This is a genomic window from Candidatus Pelagibacter ubique HTCC1062 (assembly GCF_000012345.1).
GTDB lineage: Bacteria > Pseudomonadota > Alphaproteobacteria > Pelagibacterales > Pelagibacteraceae > Pelagibacter > Pelagibacter ubiqueversans.
Window position 1 is genome coordinate 288,128 of sequence record NC_007205.1, and the last position, 26,823, is coordinate 314,950.

A 26,823-nucleotide genomic window follows, 5' to 3' on the forward strand; every position below is an offset into this window, starting at 1 on the left:
TTATTTATCTCCTAAGGCTTCTTTAACTTCTGGGGGCATATAATTTTCATCATGTTTTGCTAAAATTTTAGTAGCTGTAAAATAATTCTTATCTTTTAAAAAACCTTCAGCAACCACTCCTTTTCCTTCAGCAAATAAATTAGGGACTGCCCCTGTATAGACAATATTAATTTCATTTTTAAAGTCAGTAATGACAAAATTAACTTTATCAGAATCTATAAAAATCGATTGTTCTTTAACCATCCCACCCACTCTTATTTTTTTTTTATTTAATTCTATTAAAGATTTTATTTCAGACGGAGACTGAAAATATACAACGTTTTCTTTTAATGATTGTAAAACTAAAAAAACTGTTAAAATTACTGAGGCTAAGATTAAAGCTAAGAATATAAATCGTAATTTAACCTTTTTACCATACATGGTTTATTAGTTAAATATTTGATGTATTGGATAATATTTCTCTATTAATATTTTGTGATCTTGCAGCTCTAGCTTTCTCAACATTTAGAGAACCAAATTTAGAAGCAAATCTTTTTTGCTCTTTTGAAAGTTGTAATTTAGTTACAAAGTACAGGGCTGTAAAACTAATCAATGTAAATGAAAAAGCTGACCAAACGTAAGCTCCATATCCATTCATTGAAATTATTTCATTTATCATAATCTATCTAATCCTTTATTTTTAACTTTTATCAGTTCGGTATTATATTTCATCAAAAAAATGAGTAATGAAAAAAGAGCAAATGCCGCAGTCATAATACCCAATGGGACTAACATTGATGGGTGAATTGCTGTGTTGGTTGATAAAATATTAATTGAAGCTGGTTGATGTAACGTGTTCCACCAGTCTACAGAAAATTTAATGATGGGAACATTTACCACTCCTAAAATTGCAATTAAAGACGTAACCTTTATTACTTGTTCTTTGTCCTCATAAATTCTCCAAGCCAATAAATACATTCCATAAAACAAAGCTAAAATTAACATAGAAGTTATTCTTGCATCCCAAGCCCACCAAGTACCCCAAGTTGGTTTTCCCCAAATTGATCCTGTTCCTAATGCTATAATATTAAAAATGAATCCAGAAGGTGCTAAACTTTTAGCAATTAATGCAAAATTTTTATTTTTAAAAACAAAACTTCCAACAGACAAAAAAGCTAAACTTGTAAATATTCCAAGTGATATCCATGCAGCTGGCACATGAACATACATAATTCTTACTGCATCACTTTGTTTATAATCTTCAGGTGAAAGTATAAGCGCTTCTGTTAAACCAATTGTTAGGACAATAATAAATAAAAATAGAACATACTTTGGTGCTTTAGAGGTTATTGCAAAAATTTTATTAGGTTCAAAATATTTAAACATTTTTAAATTATATATATTAAAAAAAAGATAATTTAATTTTTTTTATGGAAGATCATCCTGATCAAGAATGCAGAGGGAGTCAATAATGATAAAAACGTTATTTAACACTCTTGATCAGAACATGAATATAGATAGCAACTATATATGTCGAAGATTTGAATTAATTGTGTTTGAAAAAAGAATTAATTAGAGGGCTTAAAGTAGCTAGAGCCTCTTTTACCAGAAAAAATCTCTTCAATTAAAGGATGTTTAATTGGATCTTCTGAATCGTCCATTAATAGATTTTGTTCTGAAACATATGCTTCATATGTAATTTCATCATTTTCGGCTAACAAATGATAAAAAGGCTGATCTTTTCTAGGACGAACATTCTTTGGAATAGATTGATACCATTCTTCAGAATTATTAAATTCGAAATCAACATCATAAATTACACCTCTGAATTCAAAGTGTTTATGTTTTACAATGTCTCCTATTGAAAATTTTGCTTTTTGAATTGCCATTACTATTAATATGGGGGTTTAAGAACAAAAATCAATAAAAAACATTTATATTTTTTTTATTATGTTAATATCTGTCAAGTGAATAAATCTTTTCTTAAATTTGCAACTGACTTTGGGCCTTTAGCCATTTTTTTTTATTATTATTATAATAATGATAAGAATCTAGCAGTTGCGATTCCTCCACTCATAGTTGCAACATTAACTGCGCTAGCTGTTGTTTGGTTTTTTGAAAAAAAAATACCTATGATGCCATTAATAAGTGGTATCTTAATTACATTTTTTGGGGGTCTAACAATTTATTTTGATGATCCAGTTTTTATTTATGTAAAGCCAACGATCATTAATATTTTATTTGCCCTTGCTTTATATTTTGGAAAATATTTTACAAAAGAACCTGTCCTTAAAAAGATTATGGGTAAGTCAATTGCTCTAACTGATATGGGTTGGGAATTATTAAACAAAAGATGGATGTACTTTTTCTTCTTCCTTGCAATCCTTAATGAATGTGTCTGGAGAACGCAAACAGAAGAGTTTTGGGTTAATTTTAAGGTATGGGGCATGTTACCAATAACCCTTGTCTTTACAGCATTTCAAATATCATTGATTAATAAATACAAGCTTGATGAATAGAAACTTAAAGCTAGTTGTAAATAATCCTCACAAACAAATAGAAGAAAGACAATTTTTTGAAAAAAATGAACTTAAAATCATTTTAGATCTATATGCAAAAATGGTCTCTGAAGGATCATGGAAAGACTATGGTCTAAACATTTCTAACAGGCAGGTTAGTTTTAGTGTCTTTAAAAATGCAGCAGAGAATGCTTTGTATAAAATTTGTAAAAACTTTAAACCTAGCAATAAAAATTTAAAGTATTTAATTACAGATTCTAATGGGAAAGTTTTAAAAAATTCCTTTGATCTAGAAATTTTACTTAAAAATACTAATTGGAAGAACCTTAAGAAATAAAAAGACTATCGTCTTTGACCAAATAATCTTAACAACATTATAAACAAATTTATAAAGTCTAGGTAAAGAGTTAAAGCACCCATTACAGCTTTTTTACCCATCAACTCACCCGTATCGCTTGATACATACATGTTTTTAATTTTTTGAGTGTCATAAGCAGTAAGACCTACAAAAATTAAAACACCTAGAATTGAGATTACAAAATCCATCATTGAAGATTTTAAGAACATGTTAACAACTGATGCAACAATAATTCCAATTAAGCCCATCATTAAAAATGATCCTAATTTTGTAAGATCTCTTTTAGTTGTGTAACCATACAAACTCATTGCACCAAAAGTAATAGAGGTAATAAAGAATACTCTAGTGATACTCGCTCCAGTATAAACTAAGAATATTGAGGATAGTGATAACCCCATTAAAGACGCAAAAACCCAAAAAGTTGTTTGAGCAGTTGAAGCTGTCATTTTATTAATTCTAGCACTCATGTAAAAAACTACTCCAAGTGGAGCAAGCATTACAATCCATTTAAAACCTGAAAGAAATATTGTATTTCCTAAGCTTGTTAATGCTGTAATTGATCCATTAGCATCTGTTACTACAGATAGTTTGAAAAATATTAAAGATATAAGTCCTGTTAACAAAATACCAGAAGCCATGTAGTTGTAGACTTTTAGCATGTAGGCTCTTAAGCCCTCATCCATTACTACTGTTGATTGCTGAGCTTCTTTTACTTTATTTAATATGTTTTGCTTATTGAATTCCATGACACATATATAATAGCCTTTTACTATTATTTCAAGATGTCTTAATAAGATTAAATAATTATGAATTATAAAAAATTAGGAAATACAGATTTAAAAGTAAGCACTATTTGTCTCGGTACTATGACTTGGGGTGAACAAAATACCCAAAATGAAGGTTTTGAGCAGATGGATTATGCTTTAGATCAGGGTGTAAACTTTTGGGACACTGCGGAAATTTATTCTGTTCCACCAAGACAAGAAACGTTTGGTCATACTGAGACTATTATTGGTAATTGGTTTGAAAAAACAAAAAAGAGAGACAAAGTAATTTTAGCTTCAAAAGTTTGTGGCCCAATGAGAGAGTATGTAAGAGGTGGTGGAAATCAATTTGGAGAAAAGAATATTACAGAAGCACTTGAAGGAAGTTTAAAAAGATTAAAAACGGATTGTATTGATTTGTACCAATTACATTGGCCAGAAAGAAAAACAAATTTTTTTGGCAAACTAGGTTATGAACATGATGATAGCAATGAGTGGACTAGGTTTGAAGATATTCTAGGAAATTTAAAAAAATTTATTGATCAAGGAAAAATTAAATACGTTGGTGTATCGAATGAAACACCGTGGGGATTATCTAAATATTTAGAGCTTTCAAAAGATAAAAATTTACCAAGAATGCTTTCAGTTCAAAATCCTTATAATTTATTAAATAGAACTTATGAAATTGGACTTGCAGAAATGTCTATTAGGGAGCAAGCCGGATTGCTAGCTTACTCTCCTCTCGCGTGTGGTTATTTATCTGGAAAATACAGAAATAAACAATTGCCAAAAAATTCTAGAATGGAAAGAGATGGTGATTTTTGGTCTAGATATAATAATCAAAATGCTGAAAAAGCTATTGAATTATATTATGAAATATCAAAGAAACACAATCTGGATTTAGCTCAAATGTCTTTAAAATTTTTAGAAATTCAGCCGTTTGTAACATCGGTTATCATTGGTGCAACGACAATGGAACAGTTGAAAACTAATATAGAAAGTATAGGTATAGATTTAAGTGAAGACGTAATTAAAGAAATAAATGAAGTACAAAAAATTTACCCTAACCCATGTCCATAATTAAAAATTTTATAATTCTAATTCTTGTAAGCTTATTTGCTGTTAGCGTAAATTCACAAGAAGTAAAAAAAGTTGGTAAATTTAAAGACTGGGAAACAATTATTATAACTGAACAAACCGGTAAAGTTTGTTTTGCTCAATCAGTTCCTGTGTTGCAGGCCCCAAAATCTAACCCTAGAGAAGCAAGAATGTTTGTTTCATTTAGACCTGCCGAAAAAATAAATGATGAAATAAGCGTTACTGGTGGCTATGAATTTAATAATCAAAACTCAATTATAGCTACTTCAGGTAAATCTAAATACAAATTTGATATTGCTCAAGAAGGTTTTGCTTGGATTGCTGATAACAAACTTGAAAACAAAATGATTAAGACCATGAAGAAAGGATCAAGAATTATGATCACTGGTCATAATCAAAAAGGCTCTCAAACTATAGACCATTATTCATTGTTAGGATTTACGAAAGCCTATAATGCTGCAAAAACTAGCTGCAGTTAATTAAATGAAATCTAAAAAGAAAATTGTACTCGCATATTCTGGCGGACTAGACACTTCTATTATTTTAAAATGGCTTCAAGAAAATTATGATGCAGAAGTTATTTGTTATACTGCAGATGTTGGGCAAGAAATTGATAGAAAAAAAATTATAAAAAATGCCAAAAGACTAGGTGTTAAAAATATCATTATTGAAGATTTAAAAGATACATTTGTAAAAGACTATGTCTTTCCAATGATTAGAGGGCATGCAATTTATGAAGGTGTTTATTTATTGGGTACTTCAATTGCAAGACCTTTAATTGCAAAACGTCAAATTGCTGCCGCTAAAAAATTTGGAGCTTATGCAGTTTCTCATGGTTCAACTGGCAAAGGAAATGATCAAGTGAGATTTGAATTAGGATATCATTACTTTGGTCCAAAAGTAAAAATTATTGCACCATGGAGAATATGGAAATTAAACTCTAGAACAGATTTAATTAAATATGCAAAAAAAAACAATATTCCAATTCCAACAGATAAAAAAGGTGCTCCTCCTTTCTCTATTGATGATAATTTATACCACACATCAACTGAGGGTAAGGTTTTAGAAAACCCAAAAAATTCAGCTCCTGAGTTTCTTTTTCAAAGAACAGTATCTCCTGAAAAAGCACCTAACAAAGCTTCATTTGTAACTATAGGATTTAAAAATGGAGACCCCATAACTGTTAATGGTAAAAAACTATCGCCTGGAAATTTGTTAGAAAAACTTAATAATGTTGCCGGCAAAAATGGAATAGGTAGAGTTGATTTAGTTGAAAACAGATTTATTGGGATTAAATCTAGAGGTGTTTATGAAACGCCTGGTGGAACACTTTTAATGTCAGCGCACAGAGCAATTGAGTCTATTACTTTGGACAAAGAAACTATGCATAAAAAAGATGAAATTATGCCTAAATATGCTGAACTTATTTACAATGGTTACTGGTACTCAAAAGCAAGATTTAAACTTCAAAAAATTGTCGATCTTAAAAAGAATAAAGTTAATGGCTCTGTTAAGCTTAAATTATACAAAGGCAATATCACTATAATGTCTAGACAGACAAAAAGTAATGCTTACTCAATGAAAAAAGTTTCTTTTGAAGAAAATAAAACCTTTAATAAATCAAATGTAGAAAGATTTATTAACTTTCATAAACAAAAGCTTCGTTCATAAATTAATGAAAATAAAAGTATTTGCTGACACAATTTGTGGGTGGTGTTTTATTGGTCAGACAAGATTAAATAAAGCATTAAAAAATTTTCCTGAGACTAAGTTTGAGATAGAGCATGTTCCATTTCAACTAAATACTGACATGCCTAAAGAAGGAATTGAAAGAAACAAGTACTTAGAAATAAAGTTTGGTGGGAAAGAGTTTGCTCAACCAATGTATGATCGAATGACAGAAGAGGCGAATAAAGAAAATCTTAATTTTAATCTAGATAAGATAAAGAAAACACCCAATACAGTATTTTCTCACTTATTAATAAAATTAGCCGAACAATCTAATGTACACAACGAAATTAAAGAAAAAATATATCAATCATACTTTATTGAAGGTCTTGATATTGGAGATAAAGAAATCTTAATTAATATTGGTAAAGAATTTAATATTAATGGAGATACAATCAATGATTTTTTTAATTTAAAAAATATTGAAGAAATTAATTCATATATTTTAGTCGCAAGAGAGAAAGAAATTAATGGAGTACCCTTCTTTGAAATAGGAACAGATTTTATTTCAGGCGCCCAAAGCTCTGCAAATTTAGAAAGTGTAATAAAGTCCAATTTAAGCTAAAAATTAAAGGACACTTTATCCTTTGCCTTTAACATATAAATATCTATTCTAGCTATATGGAAGCTCTAAAAAATTGGATGAAAGATGCTGCTAACATTTTATTTGATGATAGCAAAAATGATCTGAGGTCTTTACCAAGATCTGTTAGATTACAAATTTTATTAGTTCTGAGTTTCGTTTGGACAACTGTTTTTAGTTTATACATATTTTCTTATACAACTTTTGCATTTGGTTGGGCCGGTTTATACGTTGCTCATATTGGATTGATATTTGCAGTTTACATGACATTCAAACATTTTCATAAAGCAGAGGCGCAATCTAGCAGTGTATTCAAAACTAAAAACTTTGATCCATTTAAGATTATGGTTATTGTTTTTGTAATTGTATTCATCTTTGTATTTTCTAAGGGAATAGAAATTTTAACAAGTCCAAACCCTAGCTCTTATTCAATTCCATATGATGGACCAGTAAAATCTGTGTTTGAAAAGTGGCTACCATTTAGTAAGGATAAGTAATGGATAAAATAGCAAAAATTTTACAGCTTGCACTAATGTGCATTATTTTAGTGAGCACTGTAATTGCTGTTGGTATGGAAATTAATAATATGTTTCTAAATCAATCTGTAATGCTAGCAGATTTACTTTTAATGTTTCTTTATTTAGAAGTCTTAGCAATGGTTCGTGTTTTTTGGAATCAACAATCAATCAGTATAACTTTACCTCTTTTAATTGCCATCACTGCTCTCGCACGATTTATTATATTACAAGGAAAAGAAATGGATCCATCAGCATTAGTCTATGAAGCTATAGCTATAGTTCTAATTGCATCTGCAATAGTTATTTTAAGATTAAGACACAGTGATAAATTGGGTCTAAAGAAAAGAAAATCTAAATAGTTTAAAATGATTTTTGAAGCTTCAAGGGCTAAAGCCGTTGATAAATTAAATACTTTTGTTGAACAAAATCTTTCAGATTATTCAAAACTAAGAAATTTTGATTTTGGGCCTAGTAATAGATCTAATGTTTCTTGTTTATCCCCCTATATAACTCACGGAATAATTAATGAATTAGAAGTAATTAATAAATCTCTTAAAAAGTTTTCATTTGCAAATAATGAAAAATTTATTCAGGAAGTTCTTTGGCATGTTTATTGGAAAGGTTGGCTAGAACTAAGACCTGATGTTTGGTCAGATTACTTAATAGAATTAGATAAAATTAAAAAAGAATTTAAAAACAATCAAAGTTATTTGGATGCAACAGAAGGAAAAACAAATGTAGATTGTTTTAATCAATGGGTAAGTGAACTTAAAGAAAACAATTATCTTCATAACCACACAAGAATGTGGTTTGCTAGCATTTGGATTTTTACACTAGAATTACCATGGCAGTTGGGAGCTGAGTTTTTTATGCAACATCTATATGATGGGGATGCTGCATCAAATACCCTTGGTTGGAGATGGGTTGCTGGCATTCAAACTCAAGGCAAGCATTACCTTGCAAGTGAATGGAATATAAATAAATTTACAAATAATAGATTTAAAAACATAAAACTTAATGAAAATGCCAAACCTATATCCAATGATAAGATATATTCTGTTATTAGCAAAGGCTTTAAAAATTCTGAGATTTTGGAAGATAAAACTTTATTAATATTTGAAAATAATATGACATTTGAATTTTCTGATTTTAAAGAACATAAGTTTAAAAAAATTTTGTTAGTCTCAAATAAAACAGATAGAACTATCAAATTAAGTGAAAAGGTGTTGAAATTTAAAGCAAATCTTTTAGAGGATCAAAAAATAAGATTGAAAGAAAAATCAATAAATTGTGAAACTATTAACACTAATGATTTAAAAAATATTACCGAAGAAGTTTATGCGCTTTATCCAACCGTTGGTGAAAATTTAAATTTTATTCAAAATAATCAATTAAAAAATATAAGATTTTTATATAGAAAGTTGGATCAGTTTTCTTGGCAATATTGTAATAAAGGTTTTTTTAATTTTAAAAACTATATTCCAAAAATTATTGCTAATTTTAATTAAAACCAACGTATCATTCCAATTATACCTGCTGTTGCATAAAAAAATTGCAACACAAGTATTCCCTTGTGACCTCCTCTATATGCCCAGATACCAATTAAAATGGCAGACAACAGCAACAAACAAAATCCTAAAAACTCTATTCCAATGTTTAAGGCTACAAACATAGAATAAAGGATTGCCGTAATAACCCCTGCCCATTCAAAAAATTTATTATTCATAATAGCCTTTTAAAATTCTCATAAAGTATCTTAGAATAATTATTCATATCAGGCATATTATTTTTTGCAGCTTGATCAAATTTATCTAAAGCTCCCTCACCTAATTGACTTTCAAGAGCTTTTTTATATTCAGGCACACACCCCCACTCATTAACTGTTGTGTCTTTAATTTCTATATGAAATTGAATTGCATATGCGTGATTTTGGTATTTGAAAATTTGATATTTAGTAATAGGAGATGATGCTAGTAAAGTTACATCCTTATTATTATCTATTCCTTGCACTTCATATGAATGCCACTGCAAACTTTTAATTTGATCTGGAAATTTTGAAAATAAAATATCCTCCTTTTTTTCTTTAGTAAAATTTATATCCATTATTCCAATTTCTGCTGGATTTGATTTAACTACCTTACCACCTATTACCTCACCTAATAACTGACACCCAAGACAAAAACCTAAATAAGGTTTTTTTAAATTAACAACAAATTCTTTAATTGCTTTTTTTTCTTCAATTAGCCATGGATATTCTTGTTCCATAAAAGTATCCATTGGACCACCCATACAAAACATTCCATCAAATTTTCTTAGATCACTTGGGATTTTTTCACCTTCATCTAGCTCTATAGTGGTTAAGTTAAAACCATCAGCTAACATTAAATCTTTGATATAGCCTGGGTCTTCAATCTTTATATGCTGTAAGACAATTATGTTCATTACTATATTTATAGCATTTTAAAATAGTCTACTGAACAATACTTTAAGCTAAAAAGGTTTTTATTCCGTCTAAAATATACTGAACACTTAATCCAACTAGAATAATTGCTATTACTCTTGAAATTACACTAATAACTTTTTTATTTATTATCTGAGAAAATTTTGAAGCAGTAAAAAAAAATATAAAAGTTAAAAGCAAAACTGAAGCTAAAGCAATCATTCCAACAGATTGGTTTGTAAAATTACTTCCCATATCTGAAACAGAAACAATAACAGATGTGATTGCAGCTGGTCCTGCTATAATGGGTGTTGCTAAAGGAAATACACTTACATTTTCAGAATTAAAATCAATGTCATCTTCTTTTCGTTGTTGTCTTTTATCAAACAACATTTCCATGGAAATTATTAATAAAATGATGCCTCCACCAATTGTAAATGCTGGAAAAGATATATTCAAATAATTTAATAAAGTGCTTCCAAGAAATGCAAAGAATAGCAATATGATTGATGCAATTATTGTTGCACTCAATGCAGTTTTAACTCTTTGTTGGCTGCTCATATTTTGAGTTACTGCTAAGAATAATGGTGTATTTCCTAGTGGATCAATTACAATAAAATATAAAAAGAAAGTTTGAATAAATATTTCAAGCATTCACTTTTCTAGCATAGTTACCTGGATAAATTCAGCAAATATTAAAACAAATAATAAATTAAGACGTACCTACTTACTTTTCCAATTGCCACTAAAATAATAAAATCTAAAAATCTAACTCTTAATAAACCTGCAACTAAAGTCAGTGGATCACCTATTATTGGAACCCAAGCAAATAATAATGACCATTTACCAAATTTATTAAACCATTTTGAAGAGCTTTCTATTTGTTTGTCTTTAAACGGAAACCACTTTTTTGTACTAAGATTTCTTGAATAAAATCCCAAGACCCAGTTAACAACTGATCCCAAAATATTCCCAAAACTAGCAACAATTAACAATAATAAACTATCAAAATTTGATGTTGCAATTAATCCTGCCAATGTGAGCTCAGATGAAAATGGTAAAATGGTTGCTGCTAAAAAAGATATAGCAAATAAAGATAAGTAAATCACTTAGAGCACTTTTTGGAGCAATACTTTACCTTATCCCAATTAAGCTTCCACTTCTTACGCCAAACAAAAGGTCTTTTACAAACAGGACAAACTTTTGAAGGTAAATTTTCTTTTTTCATTAAATAGTATTTTGTTTAATAAATTTATCAGCTTCAGATAAAATCATTTTCTTTCTTTCATCTTTCATTTTATCAAAAACATAAACCATCATAGACAATCTAGGGTTCTTTAAAAAAAATTTTCTATTTTTATTTATAAACCTCCAATAAAGACCATCCATCGTATTACACCATTCCCCTTTTTTAAAATCCATCATTTTCATAAAATAACTTGATCCACAAATGTATGGTTTCGTTGCAAAAATACCTCCATCACTAAATAAGCCCATTCCATAAACATTAGGGACCATCACCCAATCAGAAGAATCTACAAACATTTCCATAAACCACTTATAAACAATTGTTGGTTTCACTTCACAAAGGTTCATTATATTTGATAAAATCATTAACCTTTCTATATGATGAGACCAGCCATGATTAACGGCATTTTTAATTGCATGATCCAGTGGAGGCAAACCTGTTGTGCCTTCATACCAAGACTTTTTCATTTTTCTTTCATGGTTGAAAAAATTTTTTGTTTCCATTTCATCAGAGTAACCTTGATAAATTCCACGCATGAACTCTCTCCAGCCTATTATTTGACGAATATAACCTTCAAGTGAGTTCATTCTAATTTTGTGTTTTTTATGAAATTCTAAAATTTTTTGAATGATAATTTCAGGGGTTATCAATCCTAAATTAATATACGGGCTTAATGCGCTATGAAATAAAATATTGTCTTTTTGATTAACAGCATCTTCATAATCACCAAATAAATTTGATTTTTCTTTAATAAAAAAATCTAAAAGTTTGACCACATCATTGTATTCTGTTGCTAACCAAAAATCATTAGTGCTACCAGGATGATCTTTAAATAGTTTTTCAATAATTGGTTTTAATTTTTTAGTATGATTAGTTTCGTTAATTTTTGGAAATTTTGGTATTGATATGTCTTTTGGTAATTTATTTCTGTTATCTTCATCAAAACTCCATTTGCCTCCAATAGGGTTTCCATCTGCTCCCATTAATATTCCAGATTTTTTACGAACTTCTTTGTAAAATGTTGCCATAAAAGGTTTTTTTGATTTTACTAAATAATTTTTAAACTCATCTCTTGAGTTTAAAAACATTGGAGTTTGAACAATATTCCAGTTAATTTTTTCTTTTTTTAAGAATTGTGAAATTTTCTTTTCAAAAGATTTATCCTCAACCTCAAAACTTGAAATTTCAGTAATTTTTTTTTGATTAATGATAATTTTTAATTTTTTAAAATAAGTATCTTTAAAACCTTTGTCCTCAATTTTAGAATATTCAAGTTTGTATTTATTTGCTCTAAGCATATCTGCATAAGACCTCATAGAAGAGAGAAATAGCAGTATCTTTTGCTTATGATGCTTTTCATAAGTACATAGTTCATAGTCTTCTGCCATGTAAAAAGAGTGGTCCTTTTTGAAGCGGTCTACGTATTTTAATGGAAATAATTGATTGCCAAGTATAAAAAACAATTTCATAGTTAAATATAACTAAATAAAAATTATATGTCAGAAAAATATCTTATTTTTGGTGCGACAGGTTCTGTGGGTTCCAGCTTAGCTGAACAATTGAAAAATTCAGGAAATGATATTCATCTAATAGCAAGAAATGAAAATGAAGTTAAAACTATTGCAGAAAAATTAGGCTGCACTTATACGGTTGCTGACGTTTTAGAAGAAGGATTTATAGAAAAAGTAAAATCAGACATTAGTGAAATTAAGGGTATCGCTTACTGTGTGGGATCTATTGATTTAAAACCATTAAGGATGGTTACAGAAGCAGATATGAATAAATGTATGAAACTAAACCTTTATTCAGCTATTGAAGCAATAAAAGGATTTCAAGAAAGTTTAAAAAAGAACAAAGGCTCAGTTGTTTTATTTTCAACTGTTGCTGCTCAAAGAGGTTTTACTAATCACACAATTATTGCTTCTGCTAAAGCTGCAGTTGAGGGACTAACTGTTACACTAGCTGCTGAGTTTGCTCCACATATTAGAGTGAATTGTATTGCACCCAGTTTATCAAAATCTAAAATTGCAGAACCAATGTTAAAAAATCCTGCAATTGCAGAAGGAATTGCTAAAGCACATCCTCTTAAAAGATTGGGTGAAGGAAAAGATTCTGCAGCGCTTGCAAAATTTTTAATTACTGAAGAGAGTTCTTGGATTACTGGACAGATAATAGCTGTTGATGGTGGTAGATCAAAACTTTCTTAAAGTGAAAAAATATTTTTTATTAATAATTTTTTTTCTTTTATTTGCTTCAAAAAGCTATTCCAATAATTATACATTCACTAAAATTATAGAGTTAGATGAACCTTGGGGATCATCCTTTATTAACAATGATGAAATCATTATTACTGAAAAAAGTGGAAAAATTAAAATTGTTAATATTATTTCAAAAGAAGTTACAGAGATTAAACATAATCTTAATTTTTTAGAAGTCGGCCAAGGTGGGTTATTAGATATTATTCATCAAGATAATACTCTGTGGATTTCTTATTCAGAAGATAGGGGAAATTTAAAAACAAGCACATCAATTGCAAAAGCACAATTAAACAAACAAGAATTAAATTTTAAAAATATTTTTCAAGCAAACCCTCCTATAGATTCTGGTTATCATTTTGGTTCAAGATTAGCGATTAAAGATAATTATATTTATGCATCAGCTGGTGAAAGAGGCCAAGGTATGATTGCCCAAGATCCCACAAAACATCCTGGTAGTATTATTAGAATTCATACTGATGGTCGTATTCCCAAAGATAACCCAAAGTTTACTGGTAAACCAGATTGGTTGCCTGAAATCTATCAAATAGGTGTTCGTAATCCACAAGGTTTAACACTCTCTGATTATGATGGAAAAATATATTTAAGTAATCATGGAGCAAGAGGTGGTGATTGGTTTGGAGAGGCAAAAAAAGGAGAAAATTATGGATGGAAAATTTTAGGCTGGGGTGGAAAAAATTATTCTGGAATTCCTATTGGCCCAAAATGGAAGCCAGGTTTTACTAAAGCAATTCAATATTGGGTACCTTCTATAGCTACAAGTGCTATTACAATTTACAGAGGAAATGAGTTTAAAGAGTGGAATGGGCATGCGCTAGTTACTTCTTTAAAAGATCGATCTTTAAGAAAACTAATATTTAATGATCCAACTAATGTGAAAGAAAATGTTATATTTAAAGATAATGTTGGAAGAATAAGAGATATTCAAGTTCATCCGTCTAATGGTAAAATATTTTTCTTAAGTGAAAATGCTTTATGGTTAATGGAAAAAAAATAATTTTAATTAGTTAATATATTTTTTAATGAATTTATCTCTCCAATTTTAAAGATTATAGCATCATCTTTTTTAAAACCATACTCCTCAGCACTAGCTTTAAATCTTACTGGTGGTTCCATAATAGGTTCTAGTGATAAAACAAAAGTTCCCCAGTGTGTTCCCATAACCTTTTTACTTCTTAAATCTTTTGCTACATTTAAAGCTTCTTCTGGTGTTGTGTGATAAATCGATTTATCAAACATAGGCTTAAAGTCATAAGCTCCAATATTAATCATTGTTAAATCAATTGGACCATATTTTTCACCTAATTCTTTGTAAATATTTCCATAGCCAGTATCGCAAGCAAATAAGATTTTTTTACCCTTATATTCAATTAAGAAATTGCCCCAGAGTGTTTTGTTCATATCTGTAAGGCTTCTCTTCGACCAATGGACAGCTGGGAGTAATGTTACTTTCAGATCATCATTAACCTGAATTTCCTCATACCAATCCATTTCATTTACATCTTTAAATTTATTTTTTGTAAAGTATTTTCCAAGATTTAGTGGGGCCAAAACTTTTGTATTCTTAAACGGATATTTTCTAATGGTCCCCATATCTTGATGATCATAATGATTATGTGTTAATAATAATAAATCAGTCTTTGGAATTTCATTTAAATTTAAAGCAGGCTCAGTAAATCTGTCTGGGCCAAAAATTAAAGGTCCCGCATTTTTTGAAAACACTGGGTCAGTTATAATTGTTGTATCTCCAAGTTTAATTAAGTAAGTAGCATGACCAATCCAAGCAATATAATCTTCATTTTTATACTTTTCTAAATCAGTTAAAACTTTTTCTTTATCAACAACGTGTTCTTTAGGAACCGTCATGTCTATTTTCTTTTTCAATTTAATGAATTGTGTGTAAGAAAACTTCGCTTGACTAGTTCTAACAGGTGATCCTTCTGGATTTCTAAAAGTTCCATCTGGTAAATGATGATAAGGTTTTTTTTCCATAGCAATTAGTGATGAGTTATATGCAATAATTATAAATATAAAAATTATAAATTTTGCCACCTATAATGATATTTTTATTTTTGAGATCTTTTAAAACACTCAATAGTATTTTTTAACAAGCAGGCAATAGTCATTGGCCCTACTCCACCTGGAACAGGTGTTAAAGCTCTTGCAACTTTTGAAACTTCTTCGAATGCAACGTCACCGACAATACCGTTTTCAGTTTTATTAATCCCAACATCTATTACAATTGCATCTTTTTTAACCCAGTCCGCTTTCACAAGCTCTGGAATGCCAACAGCAGCAACTATAATATCTGCCTCCAAGCATTCTGCTTTTAAATCTTTAGTCTTTGAATGAGTAATTGTTACTGTGCAATTTTCTTTTAAAAGTAACTGCGCCATTGGTTTACCGTTTAAATTTGATCTACCAATCATAACAGCTTTTTTTCCACTCAAATTTGGTTCAATTTTTTTAATCATTAAATAACATCCTAAAGGAGTACAAGGAACTGAACTTTCATAACCTGAAGAAAGATTTCCAACATTCATTGGGTGAAACCCATCAACATCTTTTCCTGGTAAAATAGTTTCAATAACTTTTTGCTTATCGATATGTTTTGGTAAAGGTAGTTGAACTAAAATTCCTGAAATACTTTCATCTTTATTTAATTCCTCAATTTTATCTAATACTGTTTTTTCTTCCACAGCTTCAGGGTATCTAATTACTTCAGATTTTAACCCTACTTCATTCGCAGCTTTCTCTTTCATACGAACATAAATTTGACTAGGGGCCATTTCTCCAATTAAAATAACTGTAAGCCCAGGAATTTTATTGTGTTTAGCTTTTAGCTCTACGACCTCTTGTCTTAATTGCTCTCTAAGTTCAGCTGCTATTTTTTTCCCATCTATTAAGATCATGTGTTCCTCTAAAAAATCATTGGCGCAATGTACAACTTCATACACATTTCTATAAACCAAATCAATAAAAGTAATATAACTGGTGAAATATCTATTGATCCTAAATTAGGTAAAAAACTTCTTATTTTATTAAGTGCAGGATTTGTTAATCGATAAGTCACCTCTAAAATAGAATAAACAAATCTATTTTGAGTATTTAAAACATTAAATGCGACAAGCCAGCTGATAACTACATTTGCAATTACCACATAAGAATAGAGCTTTAATATTTGAAGAACCAAATAAAAAATTGCTATCATTTTTTCTCGATATAAATTGACTGACTTGGGAATGCAAATGAAGCTTTGTTTCCTTCTACTATTTCTTTAATTGCAATCGCTAATCTTTCTTTAACTAAAAGAGAGTCGCTCCAACTGTTGCTGGCCGTAAAACATCTAACTAATAAATCTATTGAGCTATCAGAAAACTTTTCAATTCTTACCGCAACACCAACACTTTGGCTAAAGTCCTCGCTTTTATTAATATAGTTTTCTATTTCTTCTCTTACTTTTTTTAACTGTGCAACAGTGGTATCGTATTGAAGAGTAATGGACCATCTTATTCTCCAATTGGTTGTTTCACTAATATTAACTACTGAGTTTTCAGCAAATTGAAAGTTTGGAATTATTGCTAAAGATTTATCAAATTTTCTAATCACTGTTGATCTAAATCCAATTTTTTCAACAATACCTTCAATTGTTCCTTCAACTAAAATCCAATCTCCAATTTTAAATCTTTTTTCAACTAAAACTAAAATTCCTGATATTAAATTTTTAAATAAGTCTTGTGCACCTAAAGCAACTGCAACACCAAATAAACCCAGTCCAGCAATAATTGGTCCAATTTTTATTCCCCAAAGTTCAAGAACAGCCGCTAAGCCTAGAATGAAAATCAAAATTTTTAATGATTTAATAATCCAGCCAATTAACTCTCTAGTTAACATTTTATCTAAACCACTTAAAATATAAGAGATGGGTTCAACAATTTGATGTATCACCCAAAAAATAAAAATAGTTATTAAAGTTCTATTAATTGTATCAATAGCTACTTTACCATCTTCTCCAAAAGACATGTAATAACTTGCAATAAAAAAACCTAGAACAATGGGAAGAAATCTTGCTGGCCCAACCATTGCATGGACGAAAGTGTCATCTAGTTTATTGGTTGTTCTTTTAGAGATACTTTCTAATCTTTTAATAATTACTTTACTGATAATTCCTCTAAAAATTAAAAAAATAAAAAAAATCCCAATTCCAATTAATATTTGAAAAATATCAATACCGTGAATTCCCTTTGACCAAACTGAAAAAAATAAGTCACTAAAATTGTTAAAAATGTCCATAGCTAAATTTTATATAGCAAAAATTCCTCTTCTCCAGGGTTAAAAAGAAAAATTTTTTTCCACTTTATTTCATTAAGAATTGAAGAGGTTTTTTCTCCAATGCACATTAAATTAGTATTCATCCATAGGGTTTCTAACTGATAATTTTTAATTACTTTTAAAAAATTAATCGCACTATTTTGCGAATAAATGTAAGTAATTTCAGGCATTTTTAATTTTAATTTTTCGATAAAGCTTTCATCGTATTTTTCAATTGGGTTAGCTCTGTAATTAATTAATCGTTCTATCGTATACCCACTCGAAATAAGCTCTTTGTCCAAATCACTAGAGATTATCTCTCCACTTATATAAATTAGCTTTCCATCAGAAGGTTTAAAATTTTGCAAGATTAATTCCTTAAGATTACTAACATTTCCTTCAGCTGCAAAAACATTTTGAAAACCAACACTTCTGGCTTTTTTTTCAGTAGCACTTCCAACACAAAAGCATTTTAATTTTTTATCAATGTTCTTAATATCCAAAAATTTAACAGCATTAGCACTGGTAAAAATAATTGCTTTAAACTCCGAATAGTTTGGTGCTTCGTATTTTAAACCTTCAATATTAATTAAAGGTAAATGAGATATTTCATGACCCAATGATTGAAATTTTAATATCATTTCATGACAATCTTCTAGAGGTCTTGTGAATAAAATATGCATATTATTTTTTGTAAGAATTATTAGACATCTTTTTAAGAGTTTTTCCCATCTCTATTCCCAATTCTTCTGCTTTATTTACACTTTCAGATGATTTTAAATAAAATCTTTTACTGCCGTCTAGTGAAAAAAGTTCTACTTCAAGATTAATTTTGTTCCCCTCAATATTTGCAAATGCTCCTACTGCTGTTTCACAATCTCCTTCTAAAACCTTTAAAACATTTCTTTCAGCTTTTATGGAGCTATGTGTTGATTGGTGATCAACTTGTTTTAATAATTCAATTAAACTTTCATCGTTATCTCTACACTGCAAGGCAATAACTCCTTGTCCAGCACAAGGTATAATTTCTGAAGTAGAAAAAGTTTGAGAAATATTTTGATTTAATCCTAAAGAATCGATTCCAGCATAAGATAAGATAATTGCATCATATAAATTTTCCTTAAGTTTTCTTATTCTTGTATCAACGTTTCCTCTAATTAATTTACAATTAAGATCATCTCTTATTTTTTTAATCTGAAATTCTCTTCTATATGAAGATGTTCCAATAATTGAATTTGAAGCTAAATCTTTTAGATGTTTATTGTCTTTGCTAATTAAAATTTCTCTAGGATCATTTCTTTCTAAAAAGCAATCTGTCAACAATCCTCTAGTTTCTTCAGAAGGCATATCTTTTAATGCATGTACCGCTATATCTATTTTTTTTTCTAATAATTCAACCTCTATAGTTTTTGAGAAAAGTCCCTTACCCCCTACTTCTGATAACCTTTTGTCTTGAACTTGATCACCCTTAGTTACAATTTCTTTAATGATTACTTCTTCAATTCCAAAATCTTTTGAATGTTTGAGAATTTTTTCTCTGGCCTTTTCTGCATAGATTAGTGCTAATTTGCTTCCTCTAGAGCCTATAATAATTTTTCTATTTTTCATTTAATTGCTTTATACTTCATACTTATATTGAGAATGTATTATTAATAAAAACTAATTTAATGAATAAAAAACCCATAATCTTAGGAATTGAATCAAGCTGTGATGAAACAGCAGCCTCTATCATAACTGAAAATGAGCAAGGTATGCCAACAATTTTATCAAGTATTGTTTCAAGTCAGGTGGATGTTCATAAAGAGTTTGGTGGTGTTGTGCCAGAACTTGCCGCAAGATCCCATATGGAAAAAATAGATTTAATCACAAAAAAAGCATTTGATAAAAGTGGAGTAAAAATGGAAGATCTAGATGCAATAGCAGCAACTGCAGGACCTGGTCTTATGGTCTGTCTGTCTGTTGGTTTAAGTTTTGGAAAAGCAATGGCCTCTTCGCTAAACAAACCTTTTATAGCTGTTAATCATTTAGAAGGACATGCATTAAGCCCAAAACTAAATTCTGAATTAAATTATCCTTATTTATTACTTTTAATCTCTGGAGGTCACACTCAATTTTTAAGTGTGCAAGGCTTAGGAAATTATAAAAGATTAGGAACAACTATTGATGATGCTGTAGGTGAAGCCTTTGATAAAACGGCAAAATTATTAGGAATAGAATTTCCAGGTGGGCCACAAATTGAAGTGTATGCAAAAAAAGGTGATCCCAATAAATATGAGCTACCAAAGCCAATTTTTCATAAAGGAGGGTGTAATTTATCATTTGCAGGTTTAAAGACTGCTGTTTTAAAAATATCAAAACAAATAAAAACTGAACAAGAAAAATATGATCTTGCAGCATCTTTTCAAAAAACAATTGAAGAAATACTATATAAGAAAAGTAAAATTGCTTTTGAAGAATTCAAAAAAATGAACACAATAAATAAAAATAAATTTGTAGTTGCGGGTGGTGTTGCTGCAAACAAGAGAATTAGAGAAGTTCTAACTAATCTTTGCAAAGAAGAAGAATTTGAAGCAATATTTCCACCTATTAATTTGTGTGGAGATAATGCAGCAATGATTGCAATGGTTGGATTAGAAAAATTTAAGTTAAAACAGTTTAGTGAATTAGATAGTCCTGCAAAACCTAGGTGGCCCCTAGATGCAGATGCTGCTTTTTTAAAGGGTGCCGGAGTAAGACTATGACAAAATATTAGTTAATCTAAAAATAACCGTCATATAAAATCATTAGTAATTATTTCTCATTTGCGATAAAATTAGAGCAAATGATAATCTGGATTGCATCATACCCTAAAAGTGGAAATACTTATTTAAGATCTTTTCTTGCCAGTTATTATTATTCTGAAGATGGAAATTTTAATTTTGACCAACTACTTAAAATCCATCAGTTTCCAAATATTAAATTTTCAAAGTTTGATCCTAAAACAAATGAGGAAGCTAGTAAAAATTGGATGTTTAATCAAAACACTTTTTTTAGTAAAAATAAACTTAATTTAGTTAAAACACACAATTGTTTATATCCGTATGAAGGAAACAATTTTACATCAAAAAATCAAACATTGGGAGCAATATATGTAGTTAGAGATCCAAGAAACTTAATAACCTCACTAACTCATCATTATGTAATTGGTTATAAAGAAGCTATAGAAAAAATGTCTGATGAAAATAGTTCTTTATTAGAGAAATCTCATGATAATGATTATAGTAATTTTACTTATTTAAGCTCATGGTCTAATCATTATAAATCATGGAAAAATAACTCTGAATTTAAAACTCTTTTTATTAAATATGAAGATTTAAGAAAAAATAAAATTGAAATTTTTAAAAAAATTATTTTTTTTATTAATGAAGTTACAGGAGATAATAAAAAAATAGATGAACAAAAATTTTATAATTCTATTAAAACAACCAGTTTCTCAAATTTAAAAAATAAGGAGCTCAACGAAGGTTTTGAAGAAAGTGTTTATTCAAAAAAAACTGGTAAAAAAATAAATTTTTTTAATTTAGGGTTTAACAACCGTTGGCAAAAAATTTTACCCCTTGAAATAAAAAATCAAATAAATGAAATATTTAAAAAAGATCTACATGAGCTTGATTATCCATATGTATAATTATTTAAAAAAATTAGATAAATAAATGAACTACTGGTTAATGAAATCAGAACCTGATGTTTGGTCAATTGATCAACAAAAAAAAGCTGGTGCTAAAGGTGCTCCTTGGGATGGAGTAAGAAATTATCAAGCTGCAAAAAATTTAAGAGCAATGAAAAAAGGAGACCTTTGTTTTTTTTACCACTCAAATATAGGCAAAGAAATTGTTGGTACAGTTGAGGTTATTAAAGAAGCTTTTTTAGATAAAACTGACAAAGATGGACGATTTGTAGCTGTTCAAGTAAAGTTTAAAGAAAAATTAAGGAAAAGTGTGACTCTAGAAGAGATTAAAAAAACCAAGTCTCTTAGCCATTTATCACTTATTAGACAAAGCAGATTATCTGTTATGCCAATCGATTCTAAAAGCTGGAAAATTTTAAATAAGATGAGTAGTATTTAAATAAAAAAAATTCATGCCAAAAAAAAAGTCAATATCGAAAGCGAAAAAAAAAACTTCTAAAAAAACTAAGGCTAAAAAAAAAGTAAAGCCTTTTATAAAAAAGGTTTTAAAAAAAATCGAAGAAAAAGAATTAATCATAAAAACTAAACCTGAGTGGGTAAAAAGTGCTCTAGTAAATAAAGCGAAATATCAAAAAAAATACTCAGACGCGATTAAAAAAAATGATGACTTTTGGAAGAATGAGGGGAAAAGAATTACTTGGATTAAACCGTACAAAAAGATTAAAAATATAAAATACAGTAAAAAAGAGGTTAAAATTAAATGGTATGAGGATGGCACATTAAATGCTTCTGCCAATTGTATAGACCGTCACCTTAAAGATAAAAAAGATAAAACTGCTATTATTTGGGTAGGTGATGATCCAAAAGATACTAAAAAAATTTCGTACAAACAATTACATAATGAAGTTTCTAAAGCTGCAAATGGTTTAAGAAAACTAGGAATTAAAAAAGGTGATCGAGTTACAATTTATTTAACTATGATTCCAGAACTGGCAGTAACAATGCTTGCTTGTGCTAGAATTGGTGCAGTTCACTCTATTATTTTTGGTGGTTTTTCAGCAGACTCTATTTCTGGCAGGGTTAATGACTGTGAGTCAGAATATATAATAACTGCTGATGAAGGTGTTAGGGGGGGGAAAACTATTCCATTAAAACAAATTACAGATGAGGCTTTAAGAAGTTGTCCTAATGTCAAAAAATGTATTGTTGTAAAAAGAACTGGAAATAAAGTTAGTTGGGTTAAAGGAAGAGATGTTTGGTTTGACGATTTAATTAAAGATATGTCAACTAAATGTGAGCCTGAGGAAATGAATGCAGAAGATCCTTTGTTTATTCTTTACACATCTGGCTCTACTGGAAAACCAAAAGGAGTTTTACATACAACAGGTGGATATATGGTTTATGCATCCATGACCCATCAATATATTTTTAATTATAAACCAAAAGATGTTTATTGGTGTACTGCTGATATTGGTTGGGTAACGGGTCACAGTTATATTGTTTATGGACCACTTGCTAATGGTGCCACAACAATAATGTTTGAAGGAATTCCAACCTATCCAGACAGCTCAAGGTGGTGGCAAATTATTGATAAATACAAAGTTAATATTTTTTATACAGCGCCCACTGCTATTAGAGCTTTAATGAGAGAGGGTGATAAGCCTGTTAAGAAAACCTCAAGAAAATCTTTAAAATTATTAGGAACTGTTGGTGAACCCATTAATCCTGAAGCTTGGATGTGGTATTATAAAACAGTTGGAAATTCTAAATGTCCAATTGTTGATACATGGTGGCAAACTGAAACAGGTGGAATTTTAATTAGCCCTCAAACAGGAGCTATGAATTTAAAACCTGGTTCTGCAAGTAAACCCTTTTATGGAATTAAGCCCTCTATAGTTGATAAAGATGGTAAAGAAATCAAAGGAGCTGGTGAAGGAAGATTGTGCATTTCTCAATCTTGGCCTGGACAAATGAGAACTGTTTATGGTGATCATCAAAGATTTATTGATACTTATTTTTCTCAGTTCGATGGAAAATATTTCACAGGTGATGGTGCTAAAAGAGACAAGGATGGCTATTACTGGATAACTGGCCGTGTAGATGATGTAATTATTGTCTCTGGTCATAACCTTGGAACTGCCGAGATAGAAAGTGCTTTTGTTGCTCATCCAAAAGTTGCTGAAGCTGCTGTGGTTGGATATCCACATGATATTAAAGGTAACGGCCTATATTGTTATGTAACTCTAAATGTTGGAGAGAAATCAGATTTAGATCTTGAAAGAGATTTAAAGCTTTGGGTAAGAAAACAAATCGGTGCACTAGCGACACCTGACATTATTCATTTCTCACCTGGACTTCCAAAAACAAGGTCTGGAAAAATTATGAGAAGAATTTTAAGAAAAATTGCAGCTAATGAACATGACCAATTAGGGGATACAACAACTTTAGCTGATCCAAGCGTTGTGCAAAGTTTGGTGGATAATAGAAAGAATATTTAAAATTCTATTAATTTCTCAAATTCTTTTTTAATAATATCCCATTTCAATATCATAGAATTCAATACGATTTTTCGATCTAAAGTTTTAAGCTCTTCAGCTATTGGGGCCCATTCGTATAATGACAAAGCACTTGGATTAAAGGGTAAATCTTTATAATAAATTTCCCAGTTTATATTTTGAAGTCTTTCATTAAAAGTTTTTTTTGCTTCCTCAATAATATCAAGTGGCATCTTATTAGAAATCTCATCATCTAAAATTTTAGAAAAAATTTCTTTAGACTGGTCAAGGTTTTGATAATTAAAATTAACTTTTAAATAAGAAAACGTAAATAATGTCAGATCCTGTAAAGCAACAGAATAAATATTCCATCTGGCAATATCAAGAGATGCCATGAACACGTCATTGTCAAAATGAAGAACATACCTTGTTCCCATCCTGGTTTTTAAATAACTATATAAAGTTACTTGTGTTACCCAAGCAGATTTTGTTTGAATAAAGTGTTCAAGCTCATCTAAATTCTTAATTTTTTTCTTTGGAATAAAAGCCCTAAACATGGCAAACAAGTAAACTTTAAAATCATCAAACGATATGTCTTTCCAAGAGAGTTTATATTTTTGCATAAAAATTCATATATATGGTCATTATACCTTAAAAAAGTAAGTAAATAAGCACCTAATATGAACAATTTTAAGTCTTTTAAAAACTTACAGAATGGTTATGGTTTAGGGTAGTTATAACTAAAAATAGAGAGGTATAAATGTCAAACGCAACAAAACACTGGGAAAAGACTAGATCATTGTTATTCGTAACACTGGCTATTTGGTTTGTTTTCTCAATCGGCATCTTCCTTTTTGCAGCTGAAATGAATGAGGTTACAGGACCTTTCGGTTATCCATGGACATACTGGTTTACATGTCAAGGATCTCTTGGAATTTTTGTAATTTTATGTTTCTGGTTTGCTAATAGGCAAGAGAAAATCGATGAAGAATTTGGCTTCAACGAAAGGGGAGATCAATAATGATTAAAGGTAAATTTATAGACAATTTGCCAAAAGTTTACGGAATCTATACAGGAGGTTTTATAGGTTTCATAATCTTAATGGCAATTGGTGAGCAGATGGGTATGACTGCTAAAGCAATAGGTGTTGCTTTTGTAGCCTTTACAATATTCATCTATGCATTGATCGGTTATCTATCAAGAACAGCTCAAGCAGACGCATATTACGTGGCTGGAAGACAAGTGCCCACTGTATTCAATGGAATGGCGACGGCGGCAGACTGGATGTCTGGTGCTTCATTCGTTGCAATGGCAGGTGGTATTTACTTCAAAGGCTATGGATATATGGCTCTACTTGTCGGTTGGACTGGTGGTTACATATTAGTTGCAACTTTATTAGCACCATACTTAAGAAAATTTGGCTGTTACACAGTTCCAGATTTTGTAGGTACAAGATACGGTGGTAATTTAGCGAGACTATGTGCAGTAATAGTTTTAACTGTTGCTTCATTTACGTATGTGACTGCACAGATAAACGCTACAGGTACTATTGCATCTGTTGCTCTAGATATCGACTTTAAATACGCTGTATATATTGGACTAATAAGTATTTTACTTTGTTCAATGTTAGGGGGTATGAGAGCGGTAACTTGGACACAGGTTGCACAATATATCGTACTAATTATAGCTTACTTGCTTCCAATTTTTTGGATCAGTAACAAAATGGGTGCAGGTTTCTTCCCTCACTTTATGTTAGCTGATGAAGTAGCTAGAATTGGTGAGTTAGAACAACAGTTTGGTTTTGTTAAAAACTCTGCTGCTGATCTAGCAACGGTACCTAAAGGGTTAGCTGGAATAACTAAAGCACACTCTGCAGTAAATGCAACGCCTTGGGCATTTATTTCATTAGCATTGGCGATGATGATGGGAACAGCTTCATTACCGCACGTGATGATGAGATACTTTACTACTCCAAGCGTTAAAGCAGCTAGAAAATCAGTTGGTTGGTCGTTATTCTTTATCTTCCTTCTGTATTCTTCTGCACCAATGTTAGCAACACTATCTAAACTATCGTTGATCGATCCAACACTACCAACAGGTATTATTGGTAAATCATTTGCTGAAGTTCAATCAATAGATTGGTTCCAAAACTGGAATCAAGCAAACTTGATGTTCATCAGTGACTTTAACGGCAATGGAACTCTTGAGTTAAACGAGTTTTTCATGGGTGGTAAAGCGGTTGTGTTAGCAACACCAGAAATAGCTGGATTACCTTATGTAATCTCAGGACTGGTTGCTGCTGGAGGTATGGCTGCTGCCATGTCAACAGCTGATGGTTTGATTCTAGCAATTGCAAATGCGATCTCTCATGACGTTTATTACAAAATGATTGATCCAAAAGCAGAGACTGCAAAAAGACTTCTTGTTGCAAGGGTATTACTTGTAATAATTGGTTTTGCTGGAGCAACTATTGCGGCAATGGAGATCCAAGGTATCTTAGGTTCAGTGATCTGGGCTTTTGACTTTGCGATGTCTGGATTGTTCTTCCCACTTGTACTTGGTGTATGGTGGAAGAGAGCTAACAGAGAAGGTGCTATTGCTGGTATGGTTTTAGGTCTTGGTTCTGCTATTTGGTACCTTGTATGGGTAAGAAATGGTGGAAGTGGGTTCTTAGGACTTACTCAGCTAACATTTGGTATCTTCGGAGCAGCTGTTAGTTTTGTTTCAATGGTTGTAGTGAGTTTAATGACTCAAGAACCAGATAAATCAATTCAAAAAATGGTTGATGAAGTTCGTATACCAAGTGGTAAAACTGTTACTGGTAAGTAGAACTAATAA

At 30.1% G+C, this 26,823-nt stretch carries 35 protein-coding genes; 17 read left to right on the top strand and 18 right to left on the bottom strand.

The genetic code is table 11. From position 1 onward, the window contains the following. From ccmE to hspQ, 4 genes are all read right to left on the bottom strand, one after another. Complete coding sequence (ccmE, locus tag SAR11_RS01420) at positions 1–420, bottom strand: cytochrome c maturation protein CcmE (protein ID WP_011281600.1); 420 nt, start codon at positions 418–420, stop codon at positions 1–3. Positions 421–430: 10 nt separating this feature from the next. Then, positions 431–658 (bottom strand): heme exporter protein CcmD, encoded by a 228-nt coding sequence (locus tag SAR11_RS01425; RefSeq protein ID WP_011281601.1) that lies wholly within the window; start codon positions 656–658, stop codon positions 431–433. After that, positions 655–1,365 carry a heme ABC transporter permease CcmC gene (ccmC, locus tag SAR11_RS01430; RefSeq protein WP_011281602.1) on the bottom strand — a complete coding sequence of 237 codons (711 nt, stop codon included), beginning with the start codon at positions 1,363–1,365 and terminating at the stop codon, positions 655–657. Before ccmC ends, SAR11_RS01425 begins: the two co-directional genes overlap by 4 nt. 182 nt (positions 1,366–1,547) lie before the next feature. Further along, positions 1,548–1,868, bottom strand: a complete 321-nt coding sequence (hspQ, locus tag SAR11_RS01435; protein ID WP_006997624.1) for a heat shock protein HspQ — start codon at positions 1,866–1,868, stop codon at positions 1,548–1,550. A 78-nt stretch (positions 1,869–1,946) separates the two neighbouring features. Here hspQ and SAR11_RS01440 point away from each other — a divergent pair, with 78 nt between their 5' ends. Beyond that, positions 1,947–2,498, top strand: a complete 552-nt coding sequence (locus tag SAR11_RS01440; protein ID WP_006997623.1) for a septation protein A — start codon at positions 1,947–1,949, stop codon at positions 2,496–2,498. Further along, on the top strand, positions 2,491–2,835 hold the full coding sequence (locus SAR11_RS01445) for a DUF2794 domain-containing protein (RefSeq protein ID WP_011281603.1): 345 nt from the start codon (positions 2,491–2,493) through the stop codon (positions 2,833–2,835). Before SAR11_RS01440 ends, SAR11_RS01445 begins: the two co-directional genes overlap by 8 nt. Before the next feature lie 5 nt (positions 2,836–2,840). Here SAR11_RS01445 and SAR11_RS01450 read toward each other — a convergent pair whose 3' ends face one another. Then, positions 2,841–3,602, bottom strand: coding sequence for a Bax inhibitor-1/YccA family protein (locus SAR11_RS01450; RefSeq protein ID WP_018413646.1), 762 nt, complete (start codon positions 3,600–3,602; stop codon positions 2,841–2,843). A 60-nt stretch (positions 3,603–3,662) separates the two neighbouring features. Here SAR11_RS01450 and SAR11_RS01455 point away from each other — a divergent pair, with 60 nt between their 5' ends. Genes SAR11_RS01455 through SAR11_RS01485 form a run of 7 tightly spaced genes read left to right on the top strand, consistent with a single transcriptional unit; the run spans position 3,663 to position 9,055 of the window. Further along, a complete protein-coding gene (locus SAR11_RS01455; RefSeq protein WP_011281605.1) occupies positions 3,663–4,700 on the top strand; it encodes an aldo/keto reductase in 1,038 nt (345 codons plus the stop codon). Further along, entirely contained in the window at positions 4,691–5,197 is a 507-nt protein-coding gene (locus SAR11_RS01460) for an invasion associated locus B family protein (protein WP_011281606.1), read from the top strand. Before SAR11_RS01455 ends, SAR11_RS01460 begins: the two co-directional genes overlap by 10 nt. A 4-nt stretch (positions 5,198–5,201) precedes the next feature. Next, positions 5,202–6,389: an argininosuccinate synthase gene (locus SAR11_RS01465; RefSeq protein WP_011281607.1), complete on the top strand. Its 1,188-nt coding sequence runs from the start codon at positions 5,202–5,204 to the stop codon at positions 6,387–6,389. A gap of 4 nt (positions 6,390–6,393) precedes the next feature. After that, positions 6,394–7,011, top strand: coding sequence for a DsbA family oxidoreductase (locus SAR11_RS01470; protein WP_011281608.1), 618 nt, complete (start codon positions 6,394–6,396; stop codon positions 7,009–7,011). Between the two features lie 56 nt (positions 7,012–7,067). Further along, complete coding sequence (locus tag SAR11_RS01475) at positions 7,068–7,526, top strand: membrane protein (protein WP_011281609.1); 459 nt, start codon at positions 7,068–7,070, stop codon at positions 7,524–7,526. Continuing rightward, positions 7,526–7,906 carry a phosphate-starvation-inducible PsiE family protein gene (locus tag SAR11_RS01480; protein ID WP_011281610.1) on the top strand — a complete coding sequence of 127 codons (381 nt, stop codon included), beginning with the start codon at positions 7,526–7,528 and terminating at the stop codon, positions 7,904–7,906. The genes SAR11_RS01475 and SAR11_RS01480 overlap by 1 nt, the downstream gene beginning before the upstream one ends. A gap of 6 nt (positions 7,907–7,912) precedes the next feature. Continuing rightward, the gene (locus SAR11_RS01485; RefSeq protein ID WP_011281611.1) at positions 7,913–9,055 is read left to right on the top strand and encodes an FAD-binding domain-containing protein; all 1,143 of its coding nucleotides are present in this window, start codon (positions 7,913–7,915) and stop codon (positions 9,053–9,055) included. On the opposite strand, the gene SAR11_RS01490 is transcribed toward SAR11_RS01485, so the two are convergent. The 6 genes from SAR11_RS01490 to SAR11_RS01515 are packed head-to-tail and all read right to left on the bottom strand — an operon-like array spanning position 9,052 to position 12,705. Next, positions 9,052–9,273, bottom strand: a complete 222-nt coding sequence (locus tag SAR11_RS01490; protein WP_011281612.1) for a hypothetical protein — start codon at positions 9,271–9,273, stop codon at positions 9,052–9,054. The genes SAR11_RS01485 and SAR11_RS01490 overlap by 4 nt on opposite strands. Further along, a complete protein-coding gene (locus SAR11_RS01495) occupies positions 9,270–9,989 on the bottom strand; it encodes a type 1 glutamine amidotransferase (RefSeq protein ID WP_011281613.1) in 720 nt (239 codons plus the stop codon). Before SAR11_RS01495 ends, SAR11_RS01490 begins: the two co-directional genes overlap by 4 nt. A 43-nt stretch (positions 9,990–10,032) precedes the next feature. Beyond that, on the bottom strand, positions 10,033–10,641 hold the full coding sequence (locus SAR11_RS01500; protein ID WP_011281614.1) for a MarC family protein: 609 nt from the start codon (positions 10,639–10,641) through the stop codon (positions 10,033–10,035). Between the two features lie 41 nt (positions 10,642–10,682). Beyond that, positions 10,683–11,096, bottom strand: a complete 414-nt coding sequence (locus SAR11_RS01505) for a YqaA family protein (RefSeq protein ID WP_011281615.1) — start codon at positions 11,094–11,096, stop codon at positions 10,683–10,685. Next, positions 11,093–11,215 (bottom strand): DUF2256 domain-containing protein, encoded by a 123-nt coding sequence (locus SAR11_RS06900; RefSeq protein ID WP_018413654.1) that lies wholly within the window; start codon positions 11,213–11,215, stop codon positions 11,093–11,095. The genes SAR11_RS01505 and SAR11_RS06900 overlap by 4 nt, the downstream gene beginning before the upstream one ends. Then, entirely contained in the window at positions 11,215–12,705 is a 1,491-nt protein-coding gene (locus SAR11_RS01515) for a cryptochrome/photolyase family protein (RefSeq protein WP_011281616.1), read from the bottom strand. The genes SAR11_RS06900 and SAR11_RS01515 overlap by 1 nt, the downstream gene beginning before the upstream one ends. 27 nt (positions 12,706–12,732) lie before the next feature. On the opposite strand from SAR11_RS01515, the gene SAR11_RS01520 reads away from it, so the two are divergent. Next, positions 12,733–13,443, top strand: coding sequence for an SDR family NAD(P)-dependent oxidoreductase (locus SAR11_RS01520; protein WP_011281617.1), 711 nt, complete (start codon positions 12,733–12,735; stop codon positions 13,441–13,443). Further along, positions 13,418–14,509 carry a PQQ-dependent sugar dehydrogenase gene (locus SAR11_RS01525; RefSeq protein ID WP_011281618.1) on the top strand — a complete coding sequence of 364 codons (1,092 nt, stop codon included), beginning with the start codon at positions 13,418–13,420 and terminating at the stop codon, positions 14,507–14,509. Before SAR11_RS01520 ends, SAR11_RS01525 begins: the two co-directional genes overlap by 26 nt. Before the next feature lie 2 nt (positions 14,510–14,511). Here SAR11_RS01525 and SAR11_RS01530 read toward each other — a convergent pair whose 3' ends face one another. The 6 genes from SAR11_RS01530 to hemC all read right to left on the bottom strand — a co-directional run bounded on the left by SAR11_RS01530 (position 14,512) and on the right by hemC (position 19,431). Then, a complete protein-coding gene (locus SAR11_RS01530; RefSeq protein WP_233788028.1) occupies positions 14,512–15,504 on the bottom strand; it encodes an MBL fold metallo-hydrolase in 993 nt (330 codons plus the stop codon). Positions 15,505–15,578: 74 nt separating this feature from the next. Then, the gene (locus SAR11_RS01535; protein WP_011281620.1) at positions 15,579–16,424 is read right to left on the bottom strand and encodes a bifunctional 5,10-methylenetetrahydrofolate dehydrogenase/5,10-methenyltetrahydrofolate cyclohydrolase; all 846 of its coding nucleotides are present in this window, start codon (positions 16,422–16,424) and stop codon (positions 15,579–15,581) included. An 8-nt stretch (positions 16,425–16,432) separates the two neighbouring features. Further along, positions 16,433–16,723: a YggT family protein gene (locus SAR11_RS01540; protein ID WP_006997601.1), complete on the bottom strand. Its 291-nt coding sequence runs from the start codon at positions 16,721–16,723 to the stop codon at positions 16,433–16,435. Beyond that, positions 16,720–17,805 carry a mechanosensitive ion channel family protein gene (locus SAR11_RS01545; protein WP_006997600.1) on the bottom strand — a complete coding sequence of 362 codons (1,086 nt, stop codon included), beginning with the start codon at positions 17,803–17,805 and terminating at the stop codon, positions 16,720–16,722. The genes SAR11_RS01540 and SAR11_RS01545 overlap by 4 nt, the downstream gene beginning before the upstream one ends. Positions 17,806–17,807: 2 nt before the next feature. Further along, a complete protein-coding gene (locus SAR11_RS01550; protein ID WP_006997599.1) occupies positions 17,808–18,506 on the bottom strand; it encodes a uroporphyrinogen-III synthase in 699 nt (232 codons plus the stop codon). 1 nt (position 18,507) lies between these two features. After that, complete coding sequence (gene hemC / locus SAR11_RS01555) at positions 18,508–19,431, bottom strand: hydroxymethylbilane synthase (protein ID WP_011281621.1); 924 nt, start codon at positions 19,429–19,431, stop codon at positions 18,508–18,510. Between the two features lie 59 nt (positions 19,432–19,490). On the opposite strand from hemC, the gene tsaD reads away from it, so the two are divergent. The 4 genes from tsaD (at position 19,491) to acs (ending at position 23,988) form a co-directional block, all read left to right on the top strand. Continuing rightward, positions 19,491–20,564, top strand: coding sequence for a tRNA (adenosine(37)-N6)-threonylcarbamoyltransferase complex transferase subunit TsaD (gene tsaD / locus SAR11_RS01560; RefSeq protein ID WP_011281622.1), 1,074 nt, complete (start codon positions 19,491–19,493; stop codon positions 20,562–20,564). A gap of 80 nt (positions 20,565–20,644) precedes the next feature. After that, positions 20,645–21,490: a sulfotransferase domain-containing protein gene (locus SAR11_RS01565; RefSeq protein ID WP_011281623.1), complete on the top strand. Its 846-nt coding sequence runs from the start codon at positions 20,645–20,647 to the stop codon at positions 21,488–21,490. A 25-nt stretch (positions 21,491–21,515) separates the two neighbouring features. Next, on the top strand, positions 21,516–21,929 hold the full coding sequence (locus SAR11_RS01570; RefSeq protein WP_011281624.1) for an EVE domain-containing protein: 414 nt from the start codon (positions 21,516–21,518) through the stop codon (positions 21,927–21,929). Between the two features lie 13 nt (positions 21,930–21,942). Continuing rightward, on the top strand, positions 21,943–23,988 hold the full coding sequence (acs, locus tag SAR11_RS01575) for an acetate--CoA ligase (protein WP_011281625.1): 2,046 nt from the start codon (positions 21,943–21,945) through the stop codon (positions 23,986–23,988). On the opposite strand, the gene SAR11_RS01580 is transcribed toward acs, so the two are convergent. After that, positions 23,985–24,608, bottom strand: coding sequence for a hypothetical protein (locus SAR11_RS01580; RefSeq protein ID WP_006997593.1), 624 nt, complete (start codon positions 24,606–24,608; stop codon positions 23,985–23,987). The two genes, acs and SAR11_RS01580, sit on opposite strands and share 4 nt — an antisense overlap. Before the next feature lie 137 nt (positions 24,609–24,745). Between SAR11_RS01580 and SAR11_RS01585 the strand changes: the two genes are divergently transcribed. Together SAR11_RS01585 and SAR11_RS01590 are read left to right on the top strand one after the other, a co-directional pair. After that, the gene (locus SAR11_RS01585; RefSeq protein ID WP_006997592.1) at positions 24,746–25,006 is read left to right on the top strand and encodes a DUF4212 domain-containing protein; all 261 of its coding nucleotides are present in this window, start codon (positions 24,746–24,748) and stop codon (positions 25,004–25,006) included. Then, positions 25,006–26,814, top strand: coding sequence for a sodium:solute symporter family protein (locus SAR11_RS01590; RefSeq protein WP_011281626.1), 1,809 nt, complete (start codon positions 25,006–25,008; stop codon positions 26,812–26,814). Before SAR11_RS01585 ends, SAR11_RS01590 begins: the two co-directional genes overlap by 1 nt. The last annotated feature ends 9 nt before the right edge of the window (positions 26,815–26,823 follow it).